A 12,967-nucleotide genomic window follows, 5' to 3' on the forward strand; every position below is an offset into this window, starting at 1 on the left:
CAGCTACCCCGCGTTAGTACAGAAATGCTGGATGCTTGTCAAGCATCGGCGTGGGGCCGGGATCGCTTCAGGTAGGCCCGCACCCACCCAAGAGCCTGCTCCCGGCTGGACAGCGTACCGCAAAGGCGCTGCTCGTCTACCTTACTAAGGAGCTGCTTGAAACGCGGGGAGGGGGCAAGGCCTAGCTCATTTATCAGATCATAACCGTTGATCAGCGGCTTGGTGGTTGCCTGTCGGTCCTGGAAGATGCCATGGGCCACAGCCAGGCGATGGCAGAACCGGATGAAATCGCTGTCGCGGTTTTCCAGGGTTTTGCCCTTGGCCATGATGTCGGCCATGGCATGGACGACGATGGGCAGGGCCAGGGGGCCGCAACGGTTGAAAAAACGGGTCTTGCCGTTGGGACCGAGGGTGCCGTTCTGCCAGGCGATAAACAGAAACAACGGCCGGATGTGGTGGCGGATAACGGTCTCGGTAATTTGATCCTGCTGGCGGGAAAGCCTCAGCCGCCGGTTGATGGTTTGTGCGATCAGGGCACTTTTTGCGGCGTGACCGGGAAAACGGACACGTCCGTCGGCTTCGATCTGCCGGGTGGCCGGTTTGCCCACATCGTGGAGCAGGGCACTGTATTTCAACAGCGGAGCTTGGCCGGGCAATCCGGCTCTGCGGGCAACGGTCGCAAGATCGGGAAAACGCCGGTCAAAGTCGGCCAGAAGCGTTTCAAGGCAGTCGACGGCACGCAAGCTGTGCTCAAAGACATCGAAACGATGGTGCCGGTTTTGGGTGCAACCGATGGACGGTTCAAGCTCCGGGAAAATTGCCGTCAGCAGACCGCTGGCCGCCATAAGGCGAAAGGTGGCGGCACATCGGGATGTATTGAGAATCTTGATCAGTTCGGCCCAGATCCGTTCCCCGGCCACCGTTTCGATCCGATGCCGGTGGTCGGCGATGGCTTCACCGGTGGCGTCGGCGAGGACAAAATCGAGCTCTGCCGCAAACCGGTAAGCACGCACCAGCCGGGCCGGATCATGGACAAACGCATCCGGCGAGACAATCCGAATGACCTTCCGGCGGATATCGGCGAGACCGCCGGTACAGTCGATCAGGCGTTTGGCCTTTAAATCGTAGGCCATGGCATTGAGCGTAAAATCCCGCGCCTGCAGGTCGGCCTCGATGGATTGACCGGTCATTGGTGTGATGTCAATGGTGGCGGCGGGAGAGACGATCCTGAATAGGGGAAATCCCTTTTTGCCCAGATCGACCAGTCGGCCGCCGGTGCGTTCGGCGAGTTGCGTGGCCATCGCTGTGATCTCACCGCGCACCACAAGATCGATGTCCAGGGGCGTGCGGCCGGTGAGCATGTCGCGCAGGGCACCGCCGACCAGATAGATGCCGTCGGGCGGGTCGGGCAGGAAATCGAACCGAATGTCTGTTAACTGATCCATATTGTATCGAATTCAATTCTTCTAAAATTTAACCTATCCACTGTTCATGGCGGTCGGGGGAGACCATTTTTCGACTACTCCAAATTTGCTTGACACCGGCCAGCGCATAGTATAACAAATTTGCAAAAAATCACGATCAGCCCCCTTTGACGGGGTAATTCAGATAACTTCTATCACATAAACACGCTTATTCCTCCAAAAAACCGACAGTCCGGTCCAGACCACCCGAAAGGCATCGTTGCAACATGAAATTGGATATGCCGGGATAGGGCAAAACCGTGTTACCGTCGCCGGTGACGGGAAGGGGAGCGCTGTTGTTTTTTGTATACAGGAAGATTGCCAGAGGTGCTGTCGAGGTTAGCGGAATTCAGAAGATAACGGCGGGGTCAGGGGGACGTGTTCAACACAAGCAGTGAATTGTTGGGTTTGCATAATTTCACTAAATTTTCTTAGGTCCTATCTTTAACAGCCGAAACATAAGCAGTACAAAAAAGAGCATGGAGGCGGATATGGGATGCGGACGGGCAGCCGTTCCATGTTTGCTCTCACCGTGATGGCAGCGGGCGAAAGACAACTTAAAATGGGGTGTTTTGATGAACATCGTGGAACTGAAAAACAAAAAAATCAATGAATTGACCAAACTGGCCAAGCAGCTCAATATTGACGGGGCTGCCGGTATGCGCAAGCAGGAACTGATATTTTCCCTGCTTCAGGCGCAGATCGAAAAAAACGGGCTGATTTTCGGTGAAGGGACCCTCGAGATCCTGCCCGACGGCTTTGGTTTTCTAAGGGCACCGACCTATAACTACCTGCCCGGCCCGGATGATATTTATGTCTCTCCCTCGCAGATCCGGCGTTTCAACCTGAGAACCGGCGACACCGTGTCGGGTCAGATTCGTCAGCCCAAGGAGTCCGAACGCTATTTCGCCCTGCTCAAAGTGGAAGCGGTCAATTACGAAGATCCGGAAGTGGCCCGTGAGAAAATTCTCTTTGACAACCTGATTCCCCTGTATCCGGATAACAAAGTGAACCTGGAGACCGAACCGGAAAATTACTCTGCCCGCATTATGGATCTGTTGACTCCCATCGGCTTCGGCCAGCGTGGTCTGATCGTTTCGCCCCCCCGTTCCGGTAAAACCATGCTGCTCCAGTGCATTGCCAACTGTATCGTTAAAAATCACAAGGATATTGTCCTTTTTGTGCTGCTGATCGATGAACGCCCCGAAGAGGTGACCGATATGCAGCGCTCGGTGAAAGGGGAGGTGATCAGCTCCACCTTTGATGAACCGGCCGAACGCCATGTCCAGGTTGCCGAAATGGTCATCGAAAAAGCCAAACGCCTGGTGGAGCACAAAAAGAATGTGGTCATTTTGCTGGACAGCATCACCCGCCTGGCCCGTGCCTACAACTCGGTCATGCCGCCCAGTGGCAAAATCCTCTCCGGTGGTGTCGACTCCAACGCCCTGCAGCGGCCCAAACGATTTTTTGGCGCCGCGCGGAACATCGAAGAGGGCGGTAGCCTGACCATTATCGCAACGGCCCTGGTCGATACCGGATCGCGGATGGATGAAGTGATTTTTGAGGAGTTCAAGGGCACCGGCAACATGGAGATTCAGCTGGATCGTCGCCTGGCCGACAAGCGCATCTTCCCCGCTATCGACATCAAGAAGTCCGGCACCCGTAAGGAGGAACTGCTCCTCGACGAGGCCACCTTGAACCGAGTCTGGATCTTGCGGAAACTTTTTTCCTCCTTGAATCCTTCGGACAGCCTTGAATTTTTACTTGAAAAAATGAACGGAACCAAGGATAATGCTGAGTTCTTAGATTCAATGAGCTCATAAATTATATACAGGGGGTTGAAATAACAATGAAAGCCGACATCCATCCGGATTATCAGACCACCACCATTCAATGTGCCTGTGGCAATATCATTGAAGTCGGGTCAACGAAAAAGGACATTCGCGTGGAAATTTGTTCCAAGTGCCACCCGTTTTTTACCGGCAAACAGAAGCTGGTGGATACGGCCGGCCGTATCGAGCGGTTCAGAAAAAAATACGAGAAATTCCAGAAGAACCAGTAGCGTCTCCGTCCTGTCTTTTTTCAGGCTGCATCCGGTGCCTCCGCCGCTGGACGGCACCGGAGCCTGCCCGCCCTGAACTTTCAAGTCCCGACCTCATTTTCGAACAGCGAGCGGCTCGCCCCTTCCACCCATCCAACCGGATGGCTGAAAACGGGGCTGTTGATGATTGATAACCTCCGCAGTGACGAGGGAAACGTGCAGGCGCCGATATCGGCTTTTTTTACGAATCCGTCAACCGTTGGTGGTGGAACATGTTTGACAAACTGAAGGGTGTTGAAGACCGTTTTCAGGAGTTGGAGCGCCTGTTGTCCGATCCGAAGGTGGTTCAGGACAGGGAGGCATACCAGACGTACATCCGCGAGCACGCCGAGATCGCGCCGATCGTCACCGCTTTCCGGGAATACAAGCGGGTGGATCGGGAATTGGATGACAGCCTCGAATTGCTCCATGACGACGATCCCGAGATGAAAAAAATGGCCGCGGAAGAGGTCGATCGCCTGGAAAAGGAAAAGGACCGGCTCAAGGAGGAACTCAAGGTCCTTCTGATCCCCAAGGATCCGCTGGACGACAAGAACGTGATCCTGGAAATCCGGGCCGGTACCGGTGGCGACGAAGCCGGCCTCTTTGCCGGCGATCTGTTCAAGATGTATCAGCGTTATGCCGATGGTCGTGGCTGGAAAGTGGATGTGATGGACCACCACACCACCGGCGTGGGCGGCCTCAAGGAGATCATCGCCAGCATCAATGGCAAAGGTGCCTACAGCCGCCTCAAGTTTGAAAGCGGCACCCATCGGGTACAGCGGGTGCCCACCACGGAGACCCAGGGACGCATTCATACGTCCGCCGTCACCGTGGCGGTTTTGCCTGAAGCCGAGGATATCGAGGTCAATATCGACGCCAATGAACTCAAGGTGGACGTCTACCGCTCGTCGGGACCCGGCGGGCAGAGCGTCAACACCACCGACTCGGCCGTGCGCATCACCCACCTGCCCACTGGTCTGGTGGTGACCTGTCAGGACGAGAAATCCCAGCACAAGAACAAGGCCAAGGCCATGAAGGTGTTGCGATCCCGCCTACTCGACCAGATGGTTCGCGAACAGAATGAGCAGCGCTCCCAGGACCGGCGCAGCCAGGTAGGCAGCGGCGATCGCAGCGAACGTATCCGGACTTACAATTTTCCCCAGGGGCGGGTGACCGACCATCGCATCGGGTTGACCCTGTACCGACTGGAATCGATTCTTCAGGGAGATGTGGACGAGGTGATCGACTCCCTGGTGACCTATTACCAGAGCCAGGCGCTTCAGCATGCCGAACGCCTCGACGGATAATCGCGTTACCTGGACCATTCTGGAACTGGTGCGCTGGACCACGGATTATTTCCGGGATAACGGACTGGACAGCGCCCGCAGCGAGGCGGAGATCCTGCTTGCCCATGCCCTGGGCGTGCGGCGGATCGATCTTTACCTGAACCATGACAAACCGCTGGGGCCCGACGAACGCGCCGTTTTTAAAAACCTGATCCGAAGGCGGCTCAGCGGCGAACCGGTGGCCTACCTGACCGGCACCAAGGAGTTCTGGTCCCTGGAACTGGCCGTGAATCCGGCCGTGCTGATTCCGCGGCCGGAGACCGAGTGCCTGGTGGAAGCCGTTTTGCCTTTCCTTGAAACGGAAACCGGCGTCGCCAAGCGGGTGCTGGACATGGGCACCGGCAGCGGTGCCATTATCATCGCCCTGGCTCACGAGTGTCCCGGGCACCGTTACTTTGCCATGGATCGCTCCATGGATGCATTGGTCACGGCCCGCCGCAATGCCCGAACCCATGGCCTCGAGGCGCGCATCGACTGGTTTTGCGGCAACTGGGACGCGGCCCTGGCACCGCAGCGGGCGCGTTTTGATCTCATCGTTTCCAATCCGCCTTACATCCGCAGCGCCGAAATCGACGAGCTGCAGCCGGAAGTCCGGGATCACGAGCCCCGTCCGGCACTGGATGGCAGCCCTGACGGGCTGGCCGGTTTGCGCCACATCATCGAAATGGCCCATTGCCATCTCAACGACGGCGGTGTGCTGGCCCTGGAGATGGGCTATGATCAGGCAACGGCATTGCAGACGATTGCCGATGCGGTCGGTCAATACACCCCACCACGCATCATTAAGGATTACAGCGGTCTTGACCGGGTGGCGGTGATGACCAGGAACGCATGAGCGGTGATTCGCGATCCGTGAAAGCAGTGACGTTCGGATGGCCAGCCTTTTGGACGCGCCATTATTTTAGGCTTGCGGCCGATACCGATTTTTGGTAACTAAACTCGTTTTTAAAACCGCACGTCCGTGGACCGGATCCCGGTGCTTTCCACAGGAAAGTCGGATTCAGGGTCGAAGCGGGCGCAGGCAAAACCAACAACAAGGAGAAAACAATGGCTTACGTGACAATGAAAGAACTGCTGGAAGCCGGTGTGCACTTTGGCCACCAGACCAAACGCTGGAATCCGAAAATGAAACCCTATATTTTCGGAGCCAGAAACGGCATCTATATTATCGATCTGCAGAAAACCGTGAGAATGTTTCGTGACGCTTATGATTTTATCGTCAACACGGTTGCCGGTGGCAAATCGGTCCTTTTTGTGGGCACCAAGAAACAGGCCCGCGAGTCGATTTACGAAGAAGCCAACCGGGCCGAAATGTTCTACGTGCACAACCGCTGGCTGGGCGGTATGCTGACCAACTTCCAGACCATCAAGAAAAGCATCGACCGGCTCAATTATCTCAACACCATCGAAAACGACGGGTCGATCAACCTCTTTCCCAAAAAAGAACGTCTGAAACTGGGCAAGGAGCGTGAGAAACTAGACAGCACCCTGGGCGGTATCCGCAGCATGACCAAGCTGCCCGGTGTTATTTTTATCGTCGATCCGAAAAACGAAGCCATTGCCGTACGCGAAGGCCGCCGCCTGGGCATTCCCATCGTGGCGATTGTGGACACCAACTGTGATCCCGATGAAATCGATCACGCCATTCCCGGCAACGATGACGCCATTCGCGCCATTCGCCTGGTCGCATCCAAAATGGCCGATGCCTGCATCGAGGGGCGCGACCGTTACAACGAACGCCAGCAGGCCGAAGCCGACAAGGGCGAGGAAGAGCCCTCTGAACTCGATAGTGCTGCGGCCGACCTCAAACCCGGCGAGCGCAAAGTGATTTCCGACGGCACCGATGGACCGGTGGTCGAAATTATCCGTAAGGGCGCCGGTGTTTCCGAAACCAGTGAATCCTCTGAAGAGGCAGCGGCCTCTGAAGCAGAACCGACGGGAGAATAATTTAAAATGGCAGATATCACTGCAGCAATGGTAAAAGAGCTCCGTGAAAAATCCGGGGCCGGGATGATGGATTGCAAGGCCGCCCTGGTCGAGTGCGGCGGCGACCTTGAAAAGGCAATCGACTTTCTGAGAAAAAAGGGCATCGCCACCGCCGCCAAACGGGCCGGCCGGGCCACTTCCGAAGGGACTGTCCAATCTTATATCCATATGGGCGGCAAGATCGGTGTGATGGTGGAAGTGAACTGCGAAACCGATTTCGTGGCCAAGACCGACGATTTCGGCGACTTCGCCAAAAATATTGCCATGCACATCGCGGCCACCAACCCGGTGGGGATCACCCAGGAGGATGTTCCCCAGGAGGTGATCGACCGCGAACGCGAAATCTACCGCGCCCAGGTAATCGAGATGGGTAAACCGGAGCAGATGGTCGAAAAGATCGCCGAGGGCAAGATGAACAAGTTCTACAAGGAAAACTGCCTGATGAATCAGCAGTATGTCAAGGAGCCGGACAAGACCATTGCGGACTACCTCAACGAAGTCATTGCCCGGACCGGTGAGAAGATCAGCATTAAACGATTCGCCAGATTCCAGATTGGGGCAGACTAACGTGGCCACGCGATTCAAGCGTATATTGCTCAAACTGAGCGGAGAAGCCCTGATGGGCGATCAGGGCTTCGGCATTTGTCCCAATATGCTCTCCTATGTTGCCGAAGAGGTCCGTTCCATCATCGAGCTGGATGTACAGTTGGCCATTGTGGTTGGCGGCGGAAACATTTTTCGCGGTGTGGCGGCCGGCTCGTTCGGCATGGAGCGGACGTCGGCCGACCACATGGGGATGCTGGCCACGGTGCTCAACAGCCTGGCGCTCCAGGATGCCCTGGAAAAAAAGGGCATTCAGACCCGCGTCCAAACGGCCATCTCCATGCACGAGGTGGCCGAGCCGTATATCCTGCGGCGGGCGTTGCGGCATCTGGAGAAGGGGCGGGTGGTGATTTTCGCCGCCGGTTCCGGCAACCCCTATTTTACCACCGATACGGCGGCCGTGCTGCGCGCCAAGGAGATCCACGCCGAGATTCTGCTCAAGGCCACCAAGGTCAACGGCCTGTACGACAGCGATCCCGAGCGCAACGCCGACGCCCGTTTTATCAAGACCATCAGTTATATGGAAGTGCTCGAACGGCAGCTGAAGGTGATGGACATGACCGCCATCTCCCTGGCCATGGACAACCAGCTGCCCCTGATGGTGTTCAATCTCAAGGAAAAGGGAAACATCCAAAAAGTGGTCTGCGGCGAAAACGTGGGAACCACGATCGGCGGCTGATCCGGCCGTTGGGACGCCCCGACCGATACTGCGCTAACCCCGCCCTACCGAGGTAACTACCATGATCGATGAAACCCTTCAGGAAACCAAATCGCGGATGGGCAAGACCATCGGCGCACTGGAAAACGAACTCAAACGGGTGAGGACCGGAAGGGCCTCTCTTGCGCTTTTGGACGGTATCCGGGTCGATTATTACGGTGCCCAGACCCAACTGAACCAGATGGCCTCCCTCTCCGTGCCGGAGAGCCGGCTGATCGTTATCCAGCCTTGGGATGTCTCCGCCATCAAGGAGATCGAGAAGGCGATTTTAAAGTCCGACCTCGGCCTGACGCCTTCCAGCGATGGGAAACTGATTCGCATTTCGATTCCGCCCCTGACCGAAGAGCGCCGCAAGGAGCTGGTCAAGGTGGTCAGCAAGATGTGTGAAGAACACAAGGTCGCCACCCGCAATATTCGACGCGACGCCAATGACCTGCTCAAAGGTTTCAAGAAAGACGGCGACATCGCCGAAGACGATGCCTTCAAGGCCCAGGATCAAGTTCAGAAAATCACCGACGAGTATATCGCCAAGATCGACGAGATATACAAAAGCAAAGAGAAGGAAATCCTTGAATTTTAGTTCATCCTCTTCGATGCGGAATGAACTCGACCCTGATCGGATGCCCAGACACGTTGCCATCATTATGGATGGCAATGGCCGCTGGGCCAAAAAACGCCTGCTTAACCGCATCAACGGGCATGAAAAGGGGGCGGAAGCCGTACGGACCGTCGTGCGCACCGCCCGCCGCCTCAATATCGACGCACTCACCCTTTACGCCTTTTCCACCGAAAACTGGCAGCGTCCCCAGTCCGAAATTTCAGGCCTGATGCTGCTCCTGCGCCGTTTTCTGGAGTCTGAACGGCAAACGCTGATCGACAAACAGATCCGGCTGAACACCATTGGCGAGACCGACCGGCTGCCGGACGCGGTTCGCGACAAATTGCTTGCCGTGATCGACGAGACCGCGGAAAACACCAAAATGACCCTGACCCTGGCGCTTAGTTACGGGGCGCGCACGGAAATCGTCCACATGGCCAGGCAGATCGCCGCCGCCGCAAAATTTGGTACCATCGATCCGGATGCGGTGACGGAGCAGATCGTTGCCGACCACCTCTATACCCGTGGACTGCCCGATCCGGACCTGTTGATTCGTACCAGCGGTGAACAGCGACTGAGCAATTTTCTGCTTTGGCAGATCGCCTACGCGGAGCTGGTTTTCACCCCCACGCTGTGGCCCGATTTCGGCGAGGCGGAGTTTATCCGGATTTTAAGCGATTACCAGAACCGGGAACGCCGTTTCGGCGGGGTCCTCTCACCCTAAACCGGAGTTCAGAGGCTCCAGGAACGCCCATGCACCTGAAACGCTGGATCACCGGAATCGTTGCCGTTCCCATTGTCTACCTGCTGGTCGCTGCCGGTGGACCTGTTTTTCTCCTGCTGATCGCCGCCGTGTCGGCGCTGACCCTCTGGGAGTACTACCAGGCCGTTTTTCCGCCTCCGAACAAAGGGCTGCGTCAGGTCATGGTTGTTCTCGGGCTCTGTCTGGCACCGGTCATCGTCGTGGCCGTACAGCGCTGGGGCCTGACTCCGCTGCCCCTGATCCTGGCGGTGGATCTGGTCGTGGTGGCCGGATTGACCTTGCCCATTTTCAAAAATGACTCGCAGGCCCCTTTCCTGGTGGCCAAACAGGTGCTGGGGCTGGTCTATATTCCCATGCTGCTCTCATTTTTGGTTTTGATACGCGCTGGCGAAAGTGGCGCCCAGTGGATTTTCCTGCTGCTCTTGGTCGTTGCTGCCGGCGATACCGGCGCGTTCTACACCGGTACCTATCTGGGGCGCCACAAGCTTTGTCCCTGGGTCAGTCCCAAAAAGACCATTGAAGGCAGTTTGGGCGGGTTGACCGCCAACGTCATCACCGGCCTGGTGTTCAAGATGATCCTGCTTCCCGGTTTGGCCACCTTGCCGGTCGTCGCGTTCGCCCTGGTTATCGGCATTGCCGGGCAGGTGGGCGATCTGTTTGCATCGGAGTTCAAACGCTCGGCCGGTATCAAAGATTCCGGCCGCCTGCTTCCCGGCCACGGCGGTTTCCTGGACCGGCTGGATGCCCTTTTGTTTGCCTCGCCGCTTGCCTATCTGCTGAAAATCAGTATATTTTGATCTAAATTGCCTTTAATCCGTTAGAAATGAAACCATCATGAAATCACTTTCCATCCTGGGGTCGACCGGATCGATTGGCACCAACGCCCTCGAGATCGTGCGGCAGTTCCCCGGCCAATTCCGTGTCGTGGCCCTGGCCGCCAAGACCAGCATCGCCGCATTGGCCGGGCAGATTGTCGAATTCTCGCCGCGCCTGGTTGCCGTGATCGATGATGCCCATGCCGGACAGCTCCGGTCGCTGTTGCCAGCGGATGTTGACGTGCGCATCGTCACCGGCGATGCCGGTTACGTGATGGCGGCTACCCTGCCCGAGAGTGATATGGTTTTGGGCGCCATGGTGGGCGCGGCCGGGCTGGCACCCACCCTTGCCGCCATCGACGCCGGCAAGGATATCGCCCTGGCCAACAAGGAAACCCTGGTCATGGGCGGGGAGATCGTAATGGCCCGGGTGGCTGAGCGAGGGGTGAAACTGATGCCCGTGGACAGCGAGCACAGCGCCATCTTCCAAAGTCTGGCCGGTCACCGCCACAGCGAGGTTCGCGAGATTCTGCTGACCGCCTCCGGCGGGCCGTTCCGGCAGACGCCGGCTGCCGAATTTGCCGCCATTACGCCGGCGGCCGCCCTGCGCCACCCCAACTGGTCCATGGGCAGCAAGATCACCATCGATTCGGCCACCCTGATGAACAAGGGGCTGGAGGTGATCGAGGCGCGCTGGCTGTTTGACGTCGATTTTGACCGGATTAAGGTGGTGGTCCACCCCCAGAGCATCATTCATTCCATGGTGACTTATCAGGATGGGGCGGTGATCGCCCAACTGGGTATCCCGGACATGAAGGGGGCCATCGCCTACGGCCTCTCCCATCCCGACCGGCTGCCGCTGGATATGCCCGCACCGGATTTTGCCGCCCTGGGACAGCTCACCTTTGAGGATCCGGACCTGGAGCGGTTTCCCTGCCTGGCCCTGGCTTTTCGGGCCGGAGAGGCGGGGGGCACCCATCCCGCCGTGCTCAACGCGGCCAATGAGATTGCCGTGGCCGCGTTTCTGGAAGGGCGGCTGCCCTACACGGGAATTTACGCGATTATCGATCAGACGCTGAACCGCCACCGGGCAGAGGGCCAACCGGATCTTGAGCAGATTATCGCGGCGGACCGCTGGGCCCGGAAAACGGCCGTTGACCTGATCCGCCAACAGGAATGTTAAGGTTTCGCCTATGACAACCAGTATTTTTGCCTTTGTCGTCGTTCTTGGTGTGCTCATTTTTTTCCACGAGCTGGGCCATTTTCTGGTGGCCCGGCTTTTCGGGGTGGGGGTCGAGAAGTTCTCGCTCGGTTTCGGTCCGCGCCTGCTGGGCCGGACCGTCGGGATTACCGATTATCGCCTTTCGGCCATCCCCCTGGGCGGCTATGTCAAAATGGTGGGCGACGAGCCGGATGCCGAAATCGATCCGGAGATGATCCCCTACTCGTTCACCCACAAGCATGTTTTCAAGAAAATCCTGATCGTTGCCGCCGGCCCCTTTTTCAATCTGCTGCTGGCCGTGATCATCTACTTCGGCTTTTTTTATTTCATCGGCACCGAGGATATCCGGCCGGTGGTCAAGCATGTGGTAGCCGAGAGTCCGGCGGCCCGGGCCGGGTTTCGCAATGGCGACGAGATCGTGGCCATTGACGGCAAAACCGTGGCCGCCTGGGGGGATATTGAACGGTTGATCGCCGACGGAGGCGGAACTCCGGCACACATCACCGCCCGGCGGGGGGGAGAGCTGTTCGATGTCACCCTGACGCCCCAGACCAAGGTGGCCAAGGATATTCTGGGGGATGACACGCCTTACTACGATGCCGGATTCTCGGGGCTTCCGCCGCTTAAAGCCATCGTGGGCGAGGTGGCCGAGGGCTACCCGGCCAAAAAGGCCGGCCTCAAAAAGGGCGATCTGATCATCGGCATCAACGGGACGCCGGTGGACAGCTGGAACACCATGAAGACGATCATCTCCCAGAGCAAGGGCGAGGCCCTGTCCGTGCGGGTGCGGCGCGGTGCGGAAACCCTGACCGTGGAGATCATACCGGTATTGTTCAGTGAGGAAAACGTTCGTGGTGAGAAGGTCGACAGCTACCGCATCGGCATCTCCACGCCGGGAATCACGATTCCCGATGCCGACCGGATCATTGTCAAACGGGGACTTTGGGGAGCCCTGCAGGAGAGCGTCGGCCAGACCTACCAGATTTCACGACTGACCATTCTGAGCATCGGCAAACTGATCAAAGGCACCGTCTCCACCAAGACCCTGGGCGGTCCGATCATGATCGCCGAGATGGCCGGCCAGCAGGCCGAAGCCGGGCTGACCAATCTGATCTTCTTCATTGCCGTTTTGAGCATCAACCTGGCCGTACTCAACTTCCTGCCCATCCCGGTGCTCGACGGTGGCCATCTGATGTTTTTTTTCATCGAGGCGATCATCCGGCGGCCGGTCAACATGCGCATGCGCGAGATTGCCCAGCAGGCCGGGATATTTATTTTGATCCTGTTGATGATTTTTGTTTTTTATAACGATATAACCCGTCTTTTTGCGAGTTAGACGAACAATTTTTCAACCTTTTGCTATCCTTAAC

Annotated in this window: 13 protein-coding genes; 12 read left to right on the forward strand and 1 reads right to left on the reverse strand. The window is 57.3% G+C overall.

Annotated elements, in window-relative coordinates; genetic code table 11:
* Positions 1-38 precede the first annotated feature (38 nt).
* Positions 39-1,445 carry a CCA tRNA nucleotidyltransferase gene (locus GN112_RS33340; RefSeq protein ID WP_155314053.1) on the reverse strand — a complete coding sequence of 469 codons (1,407 nt, stop codon included), beginning with the start codon at positions 1,443-1,445 and terminating at the stop codon, positions 39-41.
* 593 nt (positions 1,446-2,038) lie between these two features.
* On the opposite strand from GN112_RS33340, the gene rho reads away from it, so the two are divergent.
* The 12 genes from rho (at position 2,039) to rseP (ending at position 12,933) form a co-directional block, all read left to right on the forward strand.
* A complete protein-coding gene (gene rho, locus GN112_RS33345) occupies positions 2,039-3,286 on the forward strand; it encodes a transcription termination factor Rho (RefSeq protein ID WP_155314054.1) in 1,248 nt (415 codons plus the stop codon).
* 26 nt (positions 3,287-3,312) lie between these two features.
* Positions 3,313-3,525, forward strand: a complete 213-nt coding sequence (gene rpmE / locus GN112_RS33350; protein ID WP_155314055.1) for a 50S ribosomal protein L31 — start codon at positions 3,313-3,315, stop codon at positions 3,523-3,525.
* A 251-nt stretch (positions 3,526-3,776) separates the two neighbouring features.
* Positions 3,777-4,853, forward strand: a complete 1,077-nt coding sequence (prfA, locus tag GN112_RS33355; RefSeq protein ID WP_155314056.1) for a peptide chain release factor 1 — start codon at positions 3,777-3,779, stop codon at positions 4,851-4,853.
* Positions 4,831-5,727 (forward strand): peptide chain release factor N(5)-glutamine methyltransferase, encoded by an 897-nt coding sequence (gene prmC / locus GN112_RS33360; RefSeq protein ID WP_155314057.1) that lies wholly within the window; start codon positions 4,831-4,833, stop codon positions 5,725-5,727. Before prfA ends, prmC begins: the two co-directional genes overlap by 23 nt.
* A gap of 212 nt (positions 5,728-5,939) precedes the next feature.
* A complete protein-coding gene (rpsB, locus tag GN112_RS33365) occupies positions 5,940-6,839 on the forward strand; it encodes a 30S ribosomal protein S2 (RefSeq protein WP_155314058.1) in 900 nt (299 codons plus the stop codon).
* 6 nt (positions 6,840-6,845) lie between these two features.
* The gene (tsf, locus tag GN112_RS33370; protein ID WP_155314059.1) at positions 6,846-7,445 is read left to right on the forward strand and encodes a translation elongation factor Ts; all 600 of its coding nucleotides are present in this window, start codon (positions 6,846-6,848) and stop codon (positions 7,443-7,445) included.
* 1 nt (position 7,446) lies between these two features.
* Positions 7,447-8,160: a UMP kinase gene (gene pyrH / locus GN112_RS33375; RefSeq protein ID WP_155325861.1), complete on the forward strand. Its 714-nt coding sequence runs from the start codon at positions 7,447-7,449 to the stop codon at positions 8,158-8,160.
* 61 nt (positions 8,161-8,221) lie between these two features.
* Positions 8,222-8,779, forward strand: coding sequence for a ribosome recycling factor (frr, locus tag GN112_RS33380; RefSeq protein WP_155314061.1), 558 nt, complete (start codon positions 8,222-8,224; stop codon positions 8,777-8,779).
* Positions 8,780-8,792: 13 nt separating this feature from the next.
* A complete protein-coding gene (locus GN112_RS33385) occupies positions 8,793-9,521 on the forward strand; it encodes an undecaprenyl pyrophosphate synthase (RefSeq protein WP_155314494.1) in 729 nt (242 codons plus the stop codon).
* 29 nt (positions 9,522-9,550) lie between these two features.
* Positions 9,551-10,357, forward strand: a complete 807-nt coding sequence (locus GN112_RS33390; protein ID WP_155314062.1) for a phosphatidate cytidylyltransferase — start codon at positions 9,551-9,553, stop codon at positions 10,355-10,357.
* A 37-nt stretch (positions 10,358-10,394) separates the two neighbouring features.
* Entirely contained in the window at positions 10,395-11,558 is a 1,164-nt protein-coding gene (locus GN112_RS33395; protein ID WP_155314063.1) for a 1-deoxy-D-xylulose-5-phosphate reductoisomerase, read from the forward strand.
* 10 nt (positions 11,559-11,568) lie between these two features.
* Complete coding sequence (gene rseP, locus GN112_RS33400) at positions 11,569-12,933, forward strand: RIP metalloprotease RseP (protein ID WP_155314064.1); 1,365 nt, start codon at positions 11,569-11,571, stop codon at positions 12,931-12,933.
* Positions 12,934-12,967 lie beyond the last annotated feature (34 nt).

Origin of the sequence: Desulfosarcina ovata subsp. ovata, from assembly GCF_009689005.1 — a bacterium.
In the GTDB taxonomy this organism is placed as follows: domain Bacteria; phylum Desulfobacterota; class Desulfobacteria; order Desulfobacterales; family Desulfosarcinaceae; genus Desulfosarcina; species Desulfosarcina ovata.

What these genes read in the sequence shown, in the direction of transcription:
- GN112_RS33340 (WP_155314053.1), bottom strand. Translation starts at nt 1,445, where the DNA reads ATGGATCAGTTAACAGACATTCGGTTCGATTTCCTGCCCGACCCGCCC.
- rho (WP_155314054.1), top strand. Translation starts at nt 2,039, where the DNA reads ATGAACATCGTGGAACTGAAAAACAAAAAAATCAATGAATTGACCAAA.
- rpmE (WP_155314055.1), top strand. Translation starts at nt 3,313, where the DNA reads ATGAAAGCCGACATCCATCCGGATTATCAGACCACCACCATTCAATGT.
- prfA (WP_155314056.1), top strand. Translation starts at nt 3,777, where the DNA reads ATGTTTGACAAACTGAAGGGTGTTGAAGACCGTTTTCAGGAGTTGGAG.
- prmC (WP_155314057.1), top strand. Translation starts at nt 4,831, where the DNA reads ATGCCGAACGCCTCGACGGATAATCGCGTTACCTGGACCATTCTGGAA.
- rpsB (WP_155314058.1), top strand. Translation starts at nt 5,940, where the DNA reads ATGGCTTACGTGACAATGAAAGAACTGCTGGAAGCCGGTGTGCACTTT.
- tsf (WP_155314059.1), top strand. Translation starts at nt 6,846, where the DNA reads ATGGCAGATATCACTGCAGCAATGGTAAAAGAGCTCCGTGAAAAATCC.
- frr (WP_155314061.1), top strand. Translation starts at nt 8,222, where the DNA reads ATGATCGATGAAACCCTTCAGGAAACCAAATCGCGGATGGGCAAGACC.
- GN112_RS33385 (WP_155314494.1), top strand. Translation starts at nt 8,793, where the DNA reads ATGCGGAATGAACTCGACCCTGATCGGATGCCCAGACACGTTGCCATC.
- GN112_RS33390 (WP_155314062.1), top strand. Translation starts at nt 9,551, where the DNA reads ATGCACCTGAAACGCTGGATCACCGGAATCGTTGCCGTTCCCATTGTC.
- GN112_RS33395 (WP_155314063.1), top strand. Translation starts at nt 10,395, where the DNA reads ATGAAATCACTTTCCATCCTGGGGTCGACCGGATCGATTGGCACCAAC.
- rseP (WP_155314064.1), top strand. Translation starts at nt 11,569, where the DNA reads ATGACAACCAGTATTTTTGCCTTTGTCGTCGTTCTTGGTGTGCTCATT.